This is a genomic window from Prochlorococcus marinus CUG1435 (genome assembly GCA_017644375.1).
Lineage (GTDB): Bacteria > Cyanobacteriota > Cyanobacteriia > PCC-6307 > Cyanobiaceae > Prochlorococcus_A > Prochlorococcus_A marinus_AH.
In genome coordinates this window covers 545,388-565,281 of record JAEPLP010000001.1, presented here as the reverse complement: position 1 = coordinate 565,281, position 19,894 = coordinate 545,388, and the positions used below count along the sequence as shown (strand labels likewise).

The following is a 19,894-nucleotide window of genomic DNA, read 5'->3' as shown; positions in this document are numbered from 1 at the left end:
TAAAACAATGTCACAATCAGGTAATAAATTCATTAAGTAAATGAGTCTGATTAATCTTTTGCCACAAAAAATCAAAGAAGAGTTAAGAAGCAAATCCTTACTCAAAGTTATTTCAGGATTGAATAATTTCGATGTTCAGTCTGTGAAAATAATTGTTGAGGCTGCTTCATTAGGAGGTGCAGATCTTGTCGATATTGCTTGTAAACCTGAACTCGTTGATTTAGCACTTAAGAATTCAACACTACCCGTTTGTGTTAGTTCAGTAGTGCCTAGATCTTTTCAAGATTGTGTAAAAGCAGGAGCATCATTAATTGAGATAGGAAATTACGATACTTTTTATGAAAAAGGTATTCATTTTTCAGATAAAAAAGTTTTAAACATTACAAAAGAGACGAGGGATTTATTGCCTAATTTTCCTTTATCAGTAACTGTTCCTCATACTATGCCTATTGATAAACAAGTTGATCTTGCTGTAAAGCTAGTGGAAGAAGGCGTTGATATTATTCAAACAGAAGGTGGTACCAGTTCTACTCCTTACTCTCCAGGAATTCAAGGTTTTTTTGAAAAATCAGTACCAACTCTTGCAGCTACCTATGCTATTCATCAAGAATTTAAGAAACAATCTCTGAATATACCTATCATGAGTGCCTCTGGATTAAGCCAAGTAACTTGTCCACTAGCAATCTCCTCTGGAGCCTCAGCAGTTGGCGTTGGATCTGTGGTGAATAAATTAGATGATTTAATATCAATGATTGCTGTTGTTAGGGGCTTAAAAGAATCTTTGAAAAATTCAATAATTGGAGAAAAAATTTCTTAGTATAGTAACAACCTTTAGCTATTAGCTTGATGAACAATTATAAGCTTCAAGCTCCTTATGAACCAAATGGAGATCAACCAAAAGCTATTAAAAAACTAGTTAAAGGCGTAAATAATGGTAAACAGTTTCAGACTCTTTTAGGAGCTACTGGAACTGGTAAAACATTTACCATTGCCAATGTAATTCAACAAACAGGAAGACCAGCACTTGTTTTAGCCCATAACAAAACGTTAGCTGCACAACTATGTAATGAATTAAGGGAATTTTTTCCAAAAAATGCTGTTGAGTACTTCATTTCTTACTACGATTATTATCAACCTGAAGCTTATGTACCAGTAAGTGATACTTACATAGCCAAAACTGCTTCAATTAATGAAGAAATAGATATGCTTAGGCATTCAGCAACACGCTCATTATTTGAAAGAAAAGATGTAATTGTTGTAGCCTCAATAAGTTGTATTTATGGTCTTGGAATACCGAGTGAGTATTTAAAAGCTGCAGTTAAATTTGAAGTGGGAAAATCAATAAATCTTCGTTCTTCTTTGAGGTCTCTCGTTGAAAATCAATATACTAGAAATGATATTGAAATTACTAGAGGTAGATTCAGAATTAAAGGTGATGTTTTAGAAATCGGTCCAGCTTATGAAGATAGATTAATAAGAATTGAGTTATTTGGTGATGAAGTCGAGGCTATTAGATATGTTGACCCTACTACAGGAGAAATACTTGAAAGTTTGGAACAAGTTAGCGTTTACCCAGCGAAGCATTTTGTGACTCCAAAAGAAAGACTTGAGAGTGCAATAAGTGCAATTAGAAGTGAATTAAAAACTCAACTTGATAAATTTACATACGAAGGAAAATTATTAGAAGCTCAACGTCTAGAACAACGTACAAAATATGATTTAGAAATGCTTAAAGAGGTTGGGTATTGTAATGGAGTTGAGAATTATGCTCGTCATTTATCAGGTAGGGAGGAAGGGTCACCGCCAGAATGCTTAATAGATTACTTTCCCAAAGATTGGCTGTTGGTAGTTGATGAGAGTCATGTAACATGTCCTCAACTTCATGCGATGTACAACGGTGATCAATCTAGAAAAAAAGTTTTAATAGATCATGGTTTTAGATTGCCAAGTGCTGCCGATAATAGACCTTTAAAATGTGAAGAGTTTTGGGAAAAATCAAAACAGACATTATTTATAAGTGCAACCCCTGGTCAATGGGAATTAGATCAATGTGATGGTGAATTTATTGAGCAAGTTATTAGACCAACTGGGGTATTAGACCCGGTAATTGATGTAAGACCTAGTGAAGGCCAAATAGAAGATCTGTTATCTGAAATAAGAATTCGAGCTGAAAAGAATCAAAGAGTGCTTGTGACAACACTTACTAAGAGAATGGCTGAAGATCTAACTGATTTTTTATCTGAAAATAAAGTAAGAGTTAGATATTTGCATTCCGAAATCCATTCAATTGAAAGAATTGAAATTATTCAAGACCTTAGAATGGGCGAATATGATGTTCTGGTAGGAGTTAATTTATTAAGAGAGGGACTAGATCTTCCAGAAGTATCCTTAGTCGCCATTTTAGATGCTGATAAAGAGGGTTTTCTGAGGGCAGAAAGGTCATTGATTCAAACAATAGGAAGAGCTGCTAGACATGTTGAAGGTGTTGCCTTGCTTTATGCAGATAACTTCACAGATTCAATGAAAAGAGCAATATCTGAAACTGAAAGAAGAAGAACCATTCAAAAAAAATATAACCAAGTCAATGGTATTACTCCAAAACCTGCAGGCAAAAAAATAGAAAATTCAATATTATCTTTTCTAGAACTTTCCAGAAAACTAGATGCTGGGGGTTTATCTAAAGATTTAATAAATATAGTTAATAACAAAACTGATGCAATTCTCAGTTCCAGTGATAATCAATGTTTGCTCGAAGAATTGCCTGACTTAATAGAAAAGTTAGAAATTAAAATGAAAGACGCTGCAAAAGAGTTAAATTTTGAAGAAGCAGCAAATTTGAGGGATAGAATCAAAAAATTAAGACAAAAATTGGCAAGAAATAATTAAAAAGAACTTATTTTTCTAATTCAAAATGATTATGAATAGCATTAACTGCTTTGTCACAATCTTTTTCTAAGACAATACATGAAGTCCTAATTTCACTCGTGGCAATCATTTCAATATTGATATTTTGGTCAGCCAATGCTCTAAATATTTTTCCAGCCGTCCCAACCTTAAATGCCATTCCTGCTCCTACAGTACTTACTTTTGCTATAGCAGGGCCATCTTCAATGTATGATCCGGGGAATTTTTTTGTTAAGGCCTCAAAAACTAAGTTAGCTTTTTCTCTATCTTGTTTATTCATTGTAAGACTAATATCCTTATTTTTTAAAGAGGAGATTCTTTCAGACTGAACAATAGTATCTATAAGTAAATTATTTTCAGCTAATGCTAAACATATCGATGCTGCTACACCTGGACGATCAGGCAATTTTCGAAAGCTTACCTGAACTTGGTTTTTATCTAATGCAATTCCTCTTACTTCAGGTTGATCTTGTTTTTCATTGATTGGATTAACAAATATTTGTGTATCGGATAACTTAAATTTCTCAGCAACAAATCTAATAGCTTTTGGTATATTATTAATTTCAATTACACAGCTGACTTTAATTTCACTAGTAGCTATTAACCTAACATTTATATTCGCTTGAGATAAAGTATCAAATAAATCAGCTGAAACACTAGGTCTGCCCATAATGCCTGCTCCTTGAATACTTAATTTAGTCATGTTGGTTTTTAAGTTAAATTCTCCCCCCAATTGACTAGTTATAAGTTCACATTGTTCTGCAGTCTTTTTTACATCTAATTCACCAACAGTAAATGTAATATCGTTTTTATTTCCATCATTTGTCGCTTGTATTATTAAATCTACGTTAATACCTGCTTCTGAAAGTTTTTCAAATATTTGCGCAGCAATCCCAGGCCTATCAGGAATATTTGAGAGACTGAATACTGCTTGGTTTTCTAATACTTCAAGACTATTGACTGTTTTTGTTAATTCTAAGCTTCCTCTTTTTAGCGGGAGAGGTTGGATTTGACTTTCTAGGAGAGTACCACTGGAGTCACTTTGGCTTGATTTGACACACAATTTAATTCCATAATTGCGAGCAATTTCTACTGCTCTTGGATGCAGAACTGAAGCACCGACGCTTGCAAGTTCAAGCATTTCCTCGCAGCTAATTTCATCTAAGAGTTTTGCATTAGGAACAATCCTTGGATCAGTAGTAAGAACCCCTGGAACGTCTGTATAAATTTCGCAAGTCTCAGCTCTTAAAGCTGTTGATAAAGCTACCGCGGAAGTATCTGAACCACCTCTACCCAAAGTTGTAATTTCCATTGAACCCGTATGACTTAATGTTGTTCCTTGAAATCCAGCCACTACAACTACAAAACCCTGATTTATATAATTTTGGATTCTTTCTGTTTTAATATCCAGAATTCTTGCTTTCCCATGAATTGATTCAGTAATAATTCCAACTTGGCTACCGGTCATTGAAATTGCAGGTATTCCGTATTCATTTAATGCCATTGAGAGAAGAGCTATGGTTACTTGCTCTCCAGTTGAGAGAAGCATATCCAATTCTCTTCGATTAGGATTTTTACTAATTGATTCCGCTAAACAATTTAAATCATCTGTAGTTTGCCCCATTGCAGAGACAACTACGACAATTTCATTTCCTGCTTCTTTACTTTGACAAATGCTACTTGCAATATTTTTAATTTTTTTAATATCACCGACAGAAGTACCGCCAAATTTTTTTACTAGTAAAGCCATACTTAAATCATAATGTAAATTCTTAAACTTATAATTTGGTTAACTTAAATTAATTAATTTCTCTGTAAAAACATTTATAGGATTATTACCTTGTTTTAGTAATGATTCAATATCTAATAAATTACTCATTAAATTTATTAAATATTCTTGAGATACATTTTTGACTTTTTTACGAATAAAAAAAATTCTTTTTGGATTAGAAATACCTGCAAGATTACAAATCTTTTCTGCATTATCGTTTGCTGAATTAACTGCTAATTTTATAATTGTATGAATCCTTATCTGACTAATTAAACCTGCATTTAGTCTTAAAGGAGGTTCTCCTTTCTGTAATGAATAATTTATTTCAATGAGGCTTTCATTAATATTTTTTTGTAAAAGAAGATCAATGATTTTGAAAATGTTGGATTGATGATCACTAAATATTTTTTCTACATCAATACTTTTGAGAAAAAGTTTTGAATTCAAATCACTTGATACTGCAGAAAGGTATGTTTTTGCTTTAGCTAATTCATTTATTAATTTAAAGCTATCATTCCCAACAGAATCAATAATTAATTCAGTTGCATTTTTATCAATTTTAATATTCATTTCATTTGCAGCATTTTCTAAGAATCTTTTTTGTCCCTCATAGTCCCAGATTTCTGGTAAAGAAAATGATTTTTCTTTGGCTAAATTATTTTTGATAAGTTGTTGTAAAAATTTAGTACTCTTTAATCGTGAGTCTGGTTTCTTTGTATTTTGTAAAATGAAATAAGTATTTTGAGGTATATTGTCATGAATTTTTTCAAATTTAATTCTTAGATCTTCATTTTTTGCGGTAAAAATTGGATTATTTTTCAATGTAACTATTCTGTATCCATCTCCAAAAGGAGGTGTAAGAACTTCATCAAAAGCTTTATTTACTTGCTCATCATCATCTCCATTTAAATTAGTTACGTTTATTTCCTTCCATTCTTTGGATACTTCGTTATCAATTAATTTTTGAATAAATGTATTTTGAGCATTTAGATCATTACCCCATAATATTTGTATTGGCATAATCGCTCAATAAAAACCATATTTTAACTATGATTACTTCTAACACAAATTAAATTTAATGGTAATAGATCATCCAATTTTTTTGGAAAGCATCAGATTTATAAGATCTCATTTAGGATCTAATAATCTAAATTATTTAGAAAAAAAAGTTTTAGAGAGATTAGTTCATACTTCAGGAGATTTTTCAGTTCAAAATCTTATTAATTTTAGTGAAGGTGCTTGCGAAAAGGGGCTTAAGGCTCTTAAAAGTGGTGCTCCGATTTTAACTGATACTGATATGGCTGCAGCAGCTATAAAATCTATGGCAAAGAATACTAATAGGAATAAAGTATTCACGGCGGGAATGTGGTTTGGAGAAAATAAGCACGCAGAATTAACTAAAACTGCATACGGCTTAAGTGAAGGTTGGAAGGAGTTATCTGCTATAAATTCTGGAAGCAAATCACCTATTGTAGTTATTGGCAGTTCGCCTACAGCTTTAATTTATTTAATTGATATTTTAGAGAATGCAAAAGATTTACCTAGTTTAATTATCGGAATGCCTGTTGGATTTATTGGAGTAGAGAAAAGTAAAAACAAACTGATTTCTACTGATCTTCCCAGAATAGTTTTGAATTCAACTAGAGGGGGTGCTGCCATGGCAGCTGCTGCAGTTAATGCCTTGTTGAGGGAAACTATTTAAAAAGTATGTATCTTATAAAAATGTCAAAAATCTACTGAATATCATAATTTAATTTATTATTTTCTTCTAAAGAATTTAAAACTGATTTTGCTTTTTCTATAACTTCTTTTGGAACTCCTGCTAGTTTAGCTGCTTCAATACCGTAGCTTTTGTTTGAGCCCCCTTTGACAATCCTGTGACTAAAAATTAGCTTATCGTTATTTTGTTCTACTAAAACTTGAAAATTTTGTATATTTTTATTTGAATTACTTAAATAATTAAGCTCATGATAGTGCGTTGCAAAAATAGTATTACATTGAATTTTTTTTGCAAGATATTCACTTACTGACCAAGCTATTGAAAGTCCATCAAAAGTAGATGTCCCTCTACCTATCTCATCAAGTAAAACTAATGAGCTAAAAGTTGCCTGATTGAGAATTGATGCAGTTTCAGACATTTCTACCATAAATGTTGATTGTCCAGATGATTGATCATCAACTGCCCCAATTCTTGTAAAAATCCTATCTGCAATCTTGATGTCAGCATTTTTAGCAGGAACAAAGCTACCAATTTGTGCGAGAATTTGTATTAAACCAAGTTGTCTTATAAAACAACTTTTTCCGCTTGCATTGGGACCGGTTAATATAATTAATTTTTGATTCTCATCAAAGGAGATATCGTTAGCTATAAACTTTTTATCATTTAACAATTGCTCTACAATTGGATTTCTTCCTGCGATAATTTTTGTACTATTTTTTTTCATTGAATCATTTATTGGTATTAATGAAGGTTTTATAAAATTGTTTTCTACTGAAGTAATTGATAAACCAAGCAATGCATCAAGGGATGCTATAGCTTTTGCGATTGATCTGATTTGTTTTGTTTTTTGAGCAACTATATTTCTTAATTCGCAGAAAATTTCATATTCTCTTGATGAAGCTCTACTTTTTATTTGGAAAATTTTATTTTCTTTATTTTTAATTTCTGAAGTGATATATCTTTCTTCATTAGTAAGTGTTTGCCTTTTGATCCAATGTTGTGGAGCTAAATTAACTTTTGATTTATTTATAGAAATGTAGTAACCAAAATTTTTATGAAATTGAATTTTTAGGTTTGAAATTTTGCTAATTTTTCTTTCTTTTAATTCCTCTTTATCTAGCCACTCAGAGTAATCATCCATTAAATTACGTAAACCATCTAATATATTGTCAACACCATCGTGGATCATGCCTCCTTCACTAATATTTAGAGGAGGATTTTCTATTAGTTTAAAACTTATAGTGTCAGCTAATTCTAAGAGTCCTGCATCAATATTTTTTAATTGATCAGTCCAATCTGGGAGATCATATTTAAATAATTCAACTATAGATTTTAGTCTAGGCAATTTTTTTAAACCTTCCGCTATTGCAATTAAATCTCTAGGACTTGCATGACCTGCACAAGCTCTACCTGCAAGTCTTTCTAAATCCCCCATTGCTCTAAGTAAATTTTGGGTATCTATACGTAATTGTCTAGATTCAATAAAGTTTTTAATTATATTTTGTCTTTTATAAATTTCATTAACGTTTAATAGTGGTGAATCTATCCACCTTCTTAAACACCTTGCACCCATGCAAGTATAAGTTCTATCGATGCTCCATAGAAGCGAACCTACATAATTGTTTTCGCGTTGTGTATGTTTGATTTCTAAGTTTTTTTGAGTTTGATAATCAATAATTAATTTGTTGTGACCAAATTGAATTTGTGGAAAGTCTAATGAGATTTTTACAGAAGAATCTTTATCTAAATTGGAAGGATTAATTTTTTCTAAATAATTTAATAAACCTCCAAGAGATCTAGTCGCATTGTTTAAATTTTTAAGTCCTATTCCTTCTAGGGTTGCAATTTGGAAATATTTTTTTATTAGATAATTTGCTTCATTAATGCCAAAATTAGTCTCCTCTGAGACAGTATATGTTATTTGACTATTTCCCTTAATTAATAAATTTCTTACTTCATTGCTTCCTACAATGATCTCTGAAGAATCTAATTTAATAATTTCATCAAATAGTTTTGACAGAGATTGACCTTCTAAAGTTATTAATTCTCCTGTGCTTACATCAGCTTTTGATATTCCCCATTCATAAGATTCATCTGAGTTTTCTTCTGATAAGAAAATAGCAGTAATCCAATTATTTTTTTTTGCTATCAACATCCCCTCTTCAATTACAGTTCCAGGAGTAATTATTCTCGTTATTCCTCTTTTAATTGGAGTCCCATAATTGCCAGAACTTTTTTCTAATTGGTCGCATATAACCACAGAATAATTTTTTTTAATTAAATCAGCACAATATCTCTCCATTGCATGATAAGGAACCCCTGCCATAGGGATCTTACCAATCTCTTTGCCAGCATCTTTACTGGTAAGTGTTATTTCTAAAAGGTTAGATATTAATACAGCATCCTCAAAAAAACATTCAAAAAAATCTCCTAATCTATAAAGTAATAACCTATCTTTATTTTTCTCTTTTAGAGTTACATAATGCTTCATTACAGGAGTTAATTTCATTTTTGAAACTGTTTTGTAGCTATAAGATTTTTCATTAATGCAAACATTTTTGTTATTTGAAATTAAATTAGTCTTGAATTTATTTACTAAATTATTTGAATTTTTTCTTTGTCTAGGTCTTTTTTTCGATTCTTTTTTTAAATCTTCCCAAGATAAATCTTCTGGAATTTTTGTTATTTCTTCTTGCTCATTATTTTCATTACCAATCGCAAATAAATTCTTTTGAATTATCGTATCTTCTTGCATACTTTTTTAATTCCTAAATAGATATTAGGTAGAAAATTTTTTTTTGCATTTAATGTGGCTAAAGTATGTAAATTTTCTCTAAAAATTCTCATTTTCATGAGATTATAGTATTTATAATAATTTGAAACCTAAGACTGAATTATGCAGGCTGTTAACTTTTTCTTCGTAAATGCTCTATTATTTGCTTCTTTAATTGCGGTAGTTGGAGTACCCGTTTTATATGTGACTCAACCTTCTACCGAAGAAGGGCAGCGAGAAAGTAGGAGAAAAATTTATTCTATTGCTGCTGTTTGGGTTGTCTTGGTTTTTGTTACAGGAATTGTTTCTTCATTAGTTTGAACTTAATACCTTTTCGTGAGAGTCTATTAATATATCGAAGTAAAATTTAATGGCTATTTTTGAGGGATCTTTTACTAATGCATCTACTTTAAAAGTTGGGATTGTAATAGCAAGATTTAATGATTTAATTACTAATAAAATTTTATCTGGTTGTCTTGATTGTTTAAAAAGACATGGTTTAGATACTTCTGAATTAAGCAATCAAGTAGATATAGTTTGGGTTCCTGGTTCATTCGAATTACCAATCGCAGCTAAAACCCTCACTAAAAAAAAGAGTTATGATGCTGTAATTGCTCTTGGGGCTGTGATCCGTGGGGAAACTTCCCACTATGATGTAGTTATATCTGAGGCGAGCAAAGGTATTTCAAAGGTATCATATGAAAATAATGTTCCAATTATTTTTGGAGTTTTGACTACTGATACTATGCAGCAGGCTCTAGAAAGAGCAGGGATAAAAAATAATCTTGGTTGGAATTATGCTTTACAAGCAATTGAGATGGGATCTTTGATTAAAAATTTAAATTAATTGAAAAAAATTTAATTATTTCTATCATTGATCCCTTCTTTGGGATAAAATAGAAAAGTTATGCGGATGTAGCTCAGTGGTAGAGCATCTCCTTGCCAAGGAGAATGTCGAGAGTTCGAATCTCTTCATCCGCTTTTAATGTTTGTATCCCTTAAAGTATTTGTAATAATAATTTCGTAATGACAAGAGTAATTTCTATTGAGGATTTAAAAGGATTATTTACTAAACCTTATGGTATAGATGCACCAACAAAACAAAAATGGGCTGAATTTTATAATGAAGATGTTATTTTTGAAGACCCAACGCAGGAAACAGAGGGCTTAGATTCTTACATTAAAGCTCAAGAAAAGCTAGTTAAAAGATGTGATGATGTTTTTTTAGAAACTCATGCGATTTCCATCACTGGAAATTGTGGATTTGTTGAATGGACAATGGGTTTAAAAATTATGGGTAAAGAATTTATTTATCCTGGAACTACACGTTTATTATTTGGCGAAAATGGATTAATAAAAGAGCATAGAGATTACTTTGATTTTTGCGGACCCACTTTTGGACCAGTTCCTATTTTAGGTCCTTTTATAAGATGGCTTTATAGTAAATTTGTCTCTTGATTTAATTTCTATAGAAAAGAACTTTATATTTCACGAATTAACAAATTTTGAGAGGTAACTTCTTTGAAATCCATTTGAGAATAAAACAATTTTTTATCTGTCGTCATTAAATATATTTTCTTTGTATTTTTAATTTCTTTTGAAGATAAAAGATTATTTACAATTAATTTGCCAAAACCTTTCCCTTGATGATTTTGATCTATAACAATATCCCAAAGAACCCCACGATAAATCCCATCTGTTAAAGCTCTGCCGAAACCAACTATTTCGTTACCAACCCAAATGCTAATTACAACGTCACTTTTAGCAAGACATTTTTTTAGATCATTAATTGTTCTATTTTTTGCCCAGAAAGCATTATTATCTAGCAATTTTTGTAGCTTATTTAATCCATTAGTGGGTTTGAGATTGGGACCTAATCCAAAAAACCTTAACCCTAAAGCTCCCTTGGAGTGGCTGATTAGAGATATTTCTTTCATTTGTTAAAAAGGTTTAGAAAAGTGAAAGATAATAAGCTTATCTTTCTGATTTCAATCTAAATACCTTAATCGATCATTTCTATAAAATAAAGAGATAAAAGTTTTCTGCATTCTGTTGTAACGCACTAATTTATAATGTTTGTAATAAGATGAATTTTTTAAGGACTTTGACTTATGCTAAAACTTTTGTTGGGAGACCCGAATACACGAAAGTTAAAGCGCTATCAACCAATAGTGGAAGAGATAAATTTTTTAGAGGAAGAAATTTCTCAATTTAGTGATGATGAGCTAAGAAAAGAAACTCAAAATCTTAAATCAAAGATTTCATCAGAATTAGACTTTAAAAAACAAAAAGTACTCTTAGAAGAATTTCTTCCTAAAGCCTTTGCAATAGTAAGGGAAGCCAGTAAGCGTGTTCTTGATATGAGACATTTTGATGTTCAGTTAATAGGTGGGATGGTTTTACATGAGTGTCAAATTGCTGAGATGAAGACTGGAGAAGGTAAAACTCTTGTTGCAACATTACCTTGCTATTTAAATGCTTTAACTGGAAAAGGGGTTCACGTTGTTACTGTAAATGATTATCTAGCTAGAAGAGATGCTGAATGGATGGGACAAGTTCATCGTTTTTTGGGCTTATCAGTTGGCTTGATTCAGCAAGATATGAGCCCAATTGAGAGAAAGAAAAATTATGAATGTGATATCACTTATGCCACTAATTCCGAATTAGGATTCGATTATTTAAGGGATAATATGTCTACTGATATTAATGAAGTGGTGCAAAGAAAATTCAATTATTGCGTGATTGATGAGGTTGATTCAATACTTATTGATGAAGCTAGAACACCTCTAATTATTTCTGGTCAAGTTGAAAGACCCCAAGAAAAATATCAAAAAGCTTCAGAATTAGCTTTGGCATTAGTTAAAGCAAAAGAATTAAGTAAAGATGGGATTGATCCCGAAGGGGATTATGAAGTTGATGAAAAGCAGAGAAGTTGTATATTAACTGATCAAGGTTTCGCTAAATGTGAAGAGTATTTGGGAGTTGTTGATTTATACAATCCTCAAGATCCATGGGCACACTATATAACTAATGCTTTAAAAGCCAAAGAATTATTTATTAAAGATGTAAATTACATTATTAGAAATGATGAGGCTGTGATAGTCGATGAATTTACAGGCAGGGTCATGCCAGGAAGGCGTTGGAGTGACGGACAACATCAAGCTATAGAAGCAAAAGAGAATCTTAAAATTCAGCCCGAGACTCAAACATTAGCATCCATTACTTATCAGAATTTTTTCCTCTTATATCCTGGTCTAGCAGGTATGACAGGAACTGCAAAAACTGAGGAGGTTGAATTTGAAAAAACCTATAAATTAGAATCAACAGTCATTCCGACGAATCAAGTAAGAAAGAGAAAAGATTTGTCTGACCAAGTATTTAAGACTGAGATAGGTAAATGGAAGGCAGTTGCCAAAGAAACTGCACAAATACACAGAGAGGGAAGACCTGTTTTAGTTGGCACAACAAGTGTCGAAAAAAGTGAGTTACTAAGTTCACTATTAACCGAGGAAAAAATTACACATAATTTGTTGAATGCTAAGCCAGAGAATGTTGAACGTGAAGCAGAAATTGTTGCTCAGGCAGGTAGAGCAGGTGCTGTTACTATTGCCACTAATATGGCTGGGAGGGGAACAGATATAATTCTCGGCGGTAATAGTGACTATATGGCAAGACTTAAATTAAAAGAGATTTTAGTTCCTTTACTAGTAAGGCCAGATAATGAGCATAAACCACCAATTCCTAAGCAAAGAACTTCAAAATCTAAGGGTGGTTTTTCTTCAAAGGTGGGCTCAAGTTTGAAAAAAAACATTGCAGGCTCATCAACCAATCTATTTCCTTGCAAGTTAGATGAAGAGATTGAAAATAAACTTTCTTTTTTATCTAATAAACTTGTTGAAAATTGGGGAGAGAGACAACTTTCTGTCTTAGAACTAGATGACAAAATAGCTACAGCTTCAGAAAAAGCACCAACCGAAGATAAAATGATAAAGCTTTTGAGAGAATCTTTATCAGATGTAAAGAAAGAATATGAAAAGGTTTTGATTCATGAAGAGGAAAAAGTAAGAGAGGCTGGCGGTTTACATGTTATCGGTACTGAGAGACATGAATCAAGAAGAGTGGATAATCAGCTTAGAGGTAGAGCTGGAAGACAAGGTGATCTTGGAAGTACTAGATTCTTCTTATCTTTGGAAGATAATCTTTTAAGAATTTTTGGAGGAGATAGGGTAGCAAATCTAATGAATGCATTTAGGGTTGACGAAGATATGCCTATCGAATCAGGAATGCTTACTAGGTCTTTAGAAAGTGCTCAAAAGAAAGTTGAAACCTATTATTACGATATTAGAAAACAAGTTTTCGAATATGATGAGGTCATGAATAATCAAAGAAAAGCTGTATATAGTGAAAGATTGAGAGTTTTACAAGGAGATGATTTAAAGAGGCAAGTAATAGGATATGGAGAGAGAACAATGAGTGAAATTGTAGAGGCTTATATTAATCCTGATCTCCCCCCTGAAGAATGGAATATTGATCAATTAATTTCTAAAGTTAAAGAATTTGTATATTTATTAGATGATCTTAAATCAGATGATGTTAATTTATTGTCAATAGAAGAATTAAAAAACTATCTTCAAGAGCAGTTGCGAATTGCTTATGACTTAAAGGAATCACAAATAGAAAAGATTCGTCCAGGATTAATGAGAGAAGCTGAAAGATTTTTCATTTTGCAGCAAATTGATAATTTATGGCGTGAACATCTTCAATCGATGGATTCTTTGAGAGAATCAGTTGGATTGAGAGGTTATGGCCAAAAAGATCCTTTAATAGAATATAAAAATGAGGGATATGACATGTTTCTTGAAATGATGACCAATATGAGAAGAAATGTTATTTATTCAATGTTTATGTTTCAACCTAAAACTGACACGAATGACAAAAGTTAAATTAAGTTTTAATCATCTCCAAGAAATTCAATAATTTCTTTGTCTTTAAGGTTTTGTGCGTTCCCGAGTTTAGAGGTATCTATAGATTCTGAGTTAACTATACATTGTAGAGTTTTTTGCAATTTAAGAATTTCATTTTCAAGGAAGTCTATTCTATCCATTAAATTTTTAATAACATTTGCCTCTGCGTCTGGTAAAGCAGAATGAGCCAATGGGTTTACTTTGACACCACTTTGATGCACAACTCTCCCAGGTACCCCAACCACAGTGCTGTTCCCTTCTACATTACGAACAACTACTGAACCAGCACCAATACGAGTATTAGATCCTACAGTAATAGATCCCAGAACTTTTGCACCTGCTCCAACTACAACATTCTCCATCAAGGTTGGGTGTCTTTTCCCATGACTTTTGCCAGTACCTCCTAACGTCACGCCTTGATATAGAAGACAATTATTTCCTATCTCAGCTGTTTCACCTATTACAACTCCCATTCCATGATCTATGAAAACCTTTTTCCCAATTTTGGCCCCAGGATGGATTTCAATACCTGTTATTAACCTATTTAGGTGACTAATCAAGCGGGGAATTAAAGGAACTTTTAATTGCCATAATTTATGTGTCAACCTATGAATAACTATTGATTGAAAACCTGGGTAGCAAAGAAAAATTTCTAATATCCCTCTTGCAGCAGGATCTCTCTCCCTTATGATTTCTATATCAGATTTGAAAGTTCTTAGTACCATGTCTACTCGATAACTCCAATTTCTTTTTTTAATTGATTTATAGTTTCGACACTCAAATAATTCTTAGCGCATATTATTTGAGGCAACCTCATAAGTTGAGATCGATTTTTTAATAATGTGTTTTCTACAACTGATAAACTAGGGCCATCGCAGACAATGTGATTCGAAGCCTTTAAAAGTGATACTAATCTACTTTGATTATCTGAGATTGCTGTCATAAGAATTACTTCATTACCTCGCATGCTGTGAATAATGACTTCCGCTGCCCTTAATAAACCAGGACTAATACTAACAATGCCAACACAACTTCCAGTACTTAATTCTTTGATAATTTTTAATTCCTTTTGAAAGTCACTCAAGTCAACTGCAATAGCTCTAACTCCAAATTGTTTTGCAATTTTTTCAAGAGGCTGTAAAAAATATCTACTCGTGACAATAGTACCATTATTGGAATTACTCAAAACTTTTTCTAATTCTTCCATTGGAACAACTTCGACTGGTACATTAATTTTTGGAAAAAGGTCTTCTGCTATTAACATAGAAGCACCTATGTCTTCCCTAGGTGTGCTCACTATTATTCTTGTTCCGCAATTAATACGCCAATCAATCTCATTGATTAATATTTCTCTTGTTTCTTGTAAGGTGCAACCAATATTTATGAAGTTATCAATAGCTTTTTTCGCTTCTTGATCCGGCGGTTTACTTATTTTCTCTTTTAAGAAAACTGATTTCTTAAAGTCTCGTTTACTAAGATTATCCCTTACATAGATACCTGATCCAGCTATCGCTTCAACAACCCCATCAATTTCAAGTTGTCTGTAAACTTTGCTTATAGTATTGCGATGAAGCCCGGTTTGCATTGCGAGCAACCTAGTACTTGGGAGTCTGTGACCTGGAGGATAATGTCTTGCTGCTATTGAAAAGCAAATTTGATTATATAGTTGTGTCGAAGCTGGGATATCACTTTCTTGTTGAATATGGAATCTCACTTTAGAAAACTCCTAACTAATTAATTTTTATTCATAGTGACACTTTAACATTCGTCATAGTTTTTCCATAATAATTTTCTTATCCTGCATCTTTTTTTATAAGAGGAGTTTTTCTTGGGCTTAAAAACATAATCATATTTCTACCTTCTCTTTTTGGCTTTTGTTGTACTTCTGATTGTTCTTCTAAATCATTAGCCATTTTTAAAAGAAGTGTTTCAGCTAAATTTGAGTGTTGAATTTCTCTACCTCTGAAGATAACAGTACATTTTACTTTATCTCCTGATTTTAAAAATTTAGTAGCTTGACCTATCCTTACGTCATAATCATGCTTGTCGATTTTGTATCTCATTTTTACTTCTTTAACTTCTGTTTGATGAGATTTTTTTCTTGCTTCTTTTGCTTTCTTTTCTTGTTCAAATTTATATTTTCCATAGTCCATTATTCTACAAACAGGAGGATTTGCTTTTTCGCTTACCAAAACTAGATCCAGTTCTCGTTGAGAGGCTATTTCTAATGCTTTCAATCTATCGATTACACCTAACTGCTTTCCATCTGAATCGACAACCCTTAATTGAGTGTATTTTATTCTTTCATTGATATTTGGGAGCTCTCTGACAGGAGCGCGGCGGTCAAAGCGTGGGCGTGGTGGCATTCAGTTCAGTTAATAAATTGATTGTTGAATAAATCTCTTATTGATAAATTTAGCTTAAAAAAGACTCTATTTTAATTATTGCATCTTTTAGCAGGTTTTTGTTATTAAGCCAAATCGGATTATTTTTATTACGAAACCATGTTTTTTGTCTTTTAGCAAATTGGATTGTTTTTGTAGTAGTTAATTCAATCGCCTTATCAATTGTTAAGTAATTTTTTAAAACAGCATTAGCTTCACGGTATCCAATAGTTTCTAATATTGGCAAATCATATCCATATTGACTAATCAAGTGTTTAGTCTCGTCAATAATTCCCGATGTGAACATATTTTTTGTTCTTTGTGAAATTCTTTCTTTTAAATTATCTCTTTCTAATCCAAGTTCTAATATTTTCCAATTAGGGGGTTTTTGAATTTTTTGTGCTGATAAAGGTTTTCCTGTTACATAAAAAACTTCTAAAGCTCTTATTGTTCTGATATGATCAGCAAAATTTATTTTTTTTGTGGAGATTGGATCACAATTTTTTAAAATCTCCCAACATTCTTTCTGACCAAGTTCTTGTAATTGATCTCTCAAATAATTTTGTGGAGGAACATCTGGCACAAATAATCCTTTTGTTATTGAGTTCATATACAAACCACTTCCGCCAACTAGGAATGGGAGGTAATTGTGTTTGATTTCCCTTTTTATTGATTTTTGTGCAATTTCTTGAAATTGTTTTACATTAATTGGATTAATAGGCTCTTCAATGTCTATTAAAAAATGTTTTATTTTGTTTTGTTGATTCTTCGATGGTTTTGCTGTTCCAACATCCATATACTTATAAATTTGTCTTGAATCAATGTTATGTATACGAGTTTTAAAATATTGCGCAATTTCAATAGCTAATTCTGTTTTCCCACTTGCTGTAGGTCCAATTAAAACTATTACCTTAGGTGGATAGGAAGTCATATAAATTAATGAAGAAAAATCTATTAGTTATATAATGAAAGTGATTAAATTTTTCATAGACTTCGAGCCTTTCTCTTATTGTGATGGTAAATTTAATGAAAGACTTTTAAAAATAACATTTAAAAGTTTAATGTTTTTTTTTTATATTAAATGAGTGAGGACAAAAGATCTAATAAAATCTCAAATGATTATGGTGCGGAACAGATTCAGGTTTTAGAAGGTTTAGAGCCAGTTCGTAAACGCCCTGGAATGTACATAGGTTCTACAGGCCCTAGAGGTTTGCATCATCTAGTATATGAAGTTGTTGATAATTCGGTTGATGAAGCACTTGCAGGACATTGTGATCATATAGAAATTATTCTTAGAGCTGATGGATCAGCTTCAATTTCTGATAATGGAAGAGGTATCCCTACAGATATCCATCCAAGGACGGGTAAGAATGCTTTAGAAACTGTGCTGACCGTGCTTCATGCAGGGGGTAAATTCGGAAGTGGTGGTTATAAAGTTTCAGGCGGCTTACATGGAGTGGGAATATCAGTGGTTAATGCTTTGAGCGAGTGGGTTAATGTGACTGTTTATAGGGATGGAAATGAGTTCAATCAAAGATTTGAAAAAGGTGTATCTATTGGTCCATTACAAACTAAAAAGCAGTCTATTAAACCGTTCAAGAAAGGAACTACTATTTGCTTTAAACCCGATAAAACTATTTTTTCTGGTGGAACCGAATTTGAATATACACTTCTTTCAAATAGACTAAGAGAATTAGCTTATCTTAATGGTGGTTTAAAAATTGTTTTTAGAGATGAGAGAAATAAATTATCAGATGGTTCTTTTAAAGAAGATATTTACTTATATCAAGGAGGTATTAAAGAATATGTTCAATACATGAATTCAGAAAAGGAGTCTATTCATCCTGAGATAATTTATGTTGACTCACAGAAGGAAAATGTTTACGTAGAAGCGGCTTTGCAATGGTGTTCAGACGTTTATTCAGATAATATTTTAGGTTTTGCAAATAATATTAGAACTATTGATGGAGGAACTCATATTGAAGGATTAAAAACAGTTTTGACAAGAACATTCAACAATCTTGCAAAAAAGAGAGGTAAAAGAAAAGATATTGAAAAAAATTTAGCTGGCGAAAATATTAGAGAGGGCTTGACTGTAGTTTTATCTGTAAAAGTTCCTGATCCCGAATTTGAAGGACAAACAAAAACAAAATTAGGAAATACCGAAGTCAGAGGAATTGTTGATTCTCTTATTGGTGAGGCTCTTACAAAATATATGGAATTCAATCCTGGAATTTTAGACTTGATTCTTGAAAAAGCAATTCAATCATTTAACGCAGCAGAGGCTGCGAGAAGAGCTAGAGAATTAGTTAGAAGAAAAAGTGTTCTTGAAAGTTCAACTCTGCCCGGAAAGTTAGCAGATTGTAGTTCTAGAGATCCCTCAGAATCAGAAATTTATATAGTTGAGGGAGATTCTGCTGGAGGTTCTGCAAAACAAGGAAGAGATAGAAATTTTCAGGCTATTTTGCCTCTTAGGGGGAAAATTCTTAATATAGAAAAAACTGATGATACTAAAATATATAAAAATACAGAAATTCAGTCATTAATAACAGCTCTGGGATTAGGAATAAAAGGTGAGGACTTTGATGTGAGCTCTTTGAGATATCACAGGGTTGTAATTATGACTGATGCAGATGTTGATGGTGCTCATATAAGAACATTATTATTGACATTTTTTTATAGATATCAAAGAGAACTTGTTGAAAAAGGTTATATATATATTGCTTGTCCACCTCTTTATAAAGTTGAAAGAGGTAAGAATCATAAGTACTGTTATAACGAGAATCAATTAAAGGATACAATTGAAGAGTTTGGCGAAAATGCAAATTATAATATCCAAAGATTTAAAGGATTAGGTGAGATGATGCCAAAACAATTGTGGGATACAACCATGAATCCTCAGACTAGAATGATGAAAAGGGTTGAAATTGAAGATGCACTTGAAGCTGACAGAATATTTAATATATTAATGGGAGATAAAGTTGCACCAAGAAGAGAATTTATTGAAACGCATAGTAGCAAATTAGATATGGCAACTTTAGATATATGATGAATAATATTCTTAAGAATTTTTGCTTAATTACTTTTGCATTAATTGCTCCTGTTACATTACCTGCCGGTGGAATTCAAAAAAGTTTAAATCAAAATAATTTTTCTAATAATACAAAAGAAATTATATTGAGTACTAATACCTCTCTTTATTCTTCTCCGGCAATTTACGCTAAAGAATTATTAATTCTAGATGTTGGCACAACTCTATCAGTTTTACGAAATTGGAAAGTCAACAAAAATGAAATTTGGGTTAGGGTTGAAATTGCTTCAAATAAGTTATTTGACCATCCCACTATGGTAAAAAAAGGCTGGATAAAAATGTAAATT

At 31.9% G+C, this 19,894-nt stretch carries 17 protein-coding genes and 1 tRNA gene; 10 read left to right on the top strand and 8 right to left on the bottom strand.

The annotated features are described in order from the left end of the window. Positions 1-40: 40 nt before the first annotated feature. Together JJ844_03265 and uvrB are read left to right on the top strand one after the other, a co-directional pair. Positions 41-817: a DUF561 domain-containing protein gene (locus JJ844_03265; GenBank protein ID MBO6974694.1), complete on the top strand. Its 777-nt coding sequence runs from the start codon at positions 41-43 to the stop codon at positions 815-817. A 29-nt stretch (positions 818-846) separates the two neighbouring features. After that, complete coding sequence (gene uvrB, locus JJ844_03260) at positions 847-2,886, top strand: excinuclease ABC subunit UvrB (protein ID MBO6974693.1); 2,040 nt, start codon at positions 847-849, stop codon at positions 2,884-2,886. A gap of 7 nt (positions 2,887-2,893) precedes the next feature. Here the strand turns inward: uvrB and JJ844_03255 are convergent, their stop codons facing one another. Both JJ844_03255 and holA read right to left on the bottom strand, forming a co-directional pair. Further along, positions 2,894-4,654: an aspartate kinase gene (locus JJ844_03255; protein MBO6974692.1), complete on the bottom strand. Its 1,761-nt coding sequence runs from the start codon at positions 4,652-4,654 to the stop codon at positions 2,894-2,896. Positions 4,655-4,693: 39 nt separating this feature from the next. After that, positions 4,694-5,695, bottom strand: coding sequence for a DNA polymerase III subunit delta (holA, locus tag JJ844_03250; protein MBO6974691.1), 1,002 nt, complete (start codon positions 5,693-5,695; stop codon positions 4,694-4,696). 58 nt (positions 5,696-5,753) lie between these two features. Between holA and JJ844_03245 the strand changes: the two genes are divergently transcribed. After that, entirely contained in the window at positions 5,754-6,377 is a 624-nt protein-coding gene (locus JJ844_03245; protein ID MBO6974690.1) for a precorrin-8X methylmutase, read from the top strand. Between the two features lie 31 nt (positions 6,378-6,408). On the opposite strand, the gene mutS is transcribed toward JJ844_03245, so the two are convergent. Continuing rightward, positions 6,409-9,150 carry a DNA mismatch repair protein MutS gene (gene mutS, locus JJ844_03240; protein ID MBO6974689.1) on the bottom strand — a complete coding sequence of 914 codons (2,742 nt, stop codon included), beginning with the start codon at positions 9,148-9,150 and terminating at the stop codon, positions 6,409-6,411. A 141-nt stretch (positions 9,151-9,291) separates the two neighbouring features. Here mutS and psbZ point away from each other — a divergent pair, with 141 nt between their 5' ends. The 4 genes from psbZ (at position 9,292) to JJ844_03220 (ending at position 10,626) form a co-directional block, all read left to right on the top strand. After that, on the top strand, positions 9,292-9,489 hold the full coding sequence (gene psbZ / locus JJ844_03235) for a photosystem II core protein PsbZ (GenBank protein MBO6974688.1): 198 nt from the start codon (positions 9,292-9,294) through the stop codon (positions 9,487-9,489). A gap of 49 nt (positions 9,490-9,538) precedes the next feature. After that, entirely contained in the window at positions 9,539-10,015 is a 477-nt protein-coding gene (locus tag JJ844_03230) for a 6,7-dimethyl-8-ribityllumazine synthase (protein MBO6974687.1), read from the top strand. Positions 10,016-10,077: 62 nt separating this feature from the next. Further along, a tRNA-Gly gene (locus JJ844_03225) sits at positions 10,078-10,149 on the top strand. A gap of 45 nt (positions 10,150-10,194) precedes the next feature. Then, a complete protein-coding gene (locus tag JJ844_03220; protein MBO6974686.1) occupies positions 10,195-10,626 on the top strand; it encodes a nuclear transport factor 2 family protein in 432 nt (143 codons plus the stop codon). A gap of 23 nt (positions 10,627-10,649) precedes the next feature. On the opposite strand, the gene JJ844_03215 is transcribed toward JJ844_03220, so the two are convergent. Next, a complete protein-coding gene (locus tag JJ844_03215) occupies positions 10,650-11,105 on the bottom strand; it encodes a GNAT family N-acetyltransferase (protein MBO6974685.1) in 456 nt (151 codons plus the stop codon). A 174-nt stretch (positions 11,106-11,279) separates the two neighbouring features. On the opposite strand from JJ844_03215, the gene secA reads away from it, so the two are divergent. Next, positions 11,280-14,111, top strand: a complete 2,832-nt coding sequence (gene secA, locus JJ844_03210; GenBank protein MBO6974684.1) for a preprotein translocase subunit SecA — start codon at positions 11,280-11,282, stop codon at positions 14,109-14,111. Between the two features lie 8 nt (positions 14,112-14,119). Here the strand turns inward: secA and cysE are convergent, their stop codons facing one another. The 4 genes from cysE to miaA all read right to left on the bottom strand — a co-directional run bounded on the left by cysE (position 14,120) and on the right by miaA (position 17,447). Then, positions 14,120-14,857, bottom strand: a complete 738-nt coding sequence (gene cysE / locus JJ844_03205; GenBank protein MBO6974683.1) for a serine O-acetyltransferase — start codon at positions 14,855-14,857, stop codon at positions 14,120-14,122. A gap of 2 nt (positions 14,858-14,859) precedes the next feature. Next, entirely contained in the window at positions 14,860-15,846 is a 987-nt protein-coding gene (locus JJ844_03200) for a GntR family transcriptional regulator (GenBank protein ID MBO6974682.1), read from the bottom strand. A 79-nt stretch (positions 15,847-15,925) separates the two neighbouring features. Further along, on the bottom strand, positions 15,926-16,498 hold the full coding sequence (locus JJ844_03195; protein ID MBO6974681.1) for a translation initiation factor IF-3: 573 nt from the start codon (positions 16,496-16,498) through the stop codon (positions 15,926-15,928). A gap of 49 nt (positions 16,499-16,547) precedes the next feature. Then, positions 16,548-17,447 (bottom strand): tRNA (adenosine(37)-N6)-dimethylallyltransferase MiaA, encoded by a 900-nt coding sequence (gene miaA / locus JJ844_03190; GenBank protein ID MBO6974680.1) that lies wholly within the window; start codon positions 17,445-17,447, stop codon positions 16,548-16,550. Positions 17,448-17,597: 150 nt separating this feature from the next. Between miaA and gyrB the strand changes: the two genes are divergently transcribed. Both gyrB and JJ844_03180 read left to right on the top strand, forming a co-directional pair. Beyond that, the gene (gene gyrB / locus JJ844_03185) at positions 17,598-19,565 is read left to right on the top strand and encodes a DNA topoisomerase (ATP-hydrolyzing) subunit B (protein ID MBO6974679.1); all 1,968 of its coding nucleotides are present in this window, start codon (positions 17,598-17,600) and stop codon (positions 19,563-19,565) included. Next, a complete protein-coding gene (locus JJ844_03180) occupies positions 19,562-19,891 on the top strand; it encodes a hypothetical protein (protein ID MBO6974678.1) in 330 nt (109 codons plus the stop codon). The genes gyrB and JJ844_03180 overlap by 4 nt, the downstream gene beginning before the upstream one ends. The last annotated feature ends 3 nt before the right edge of the window (positions 19,892-19,894 follow it).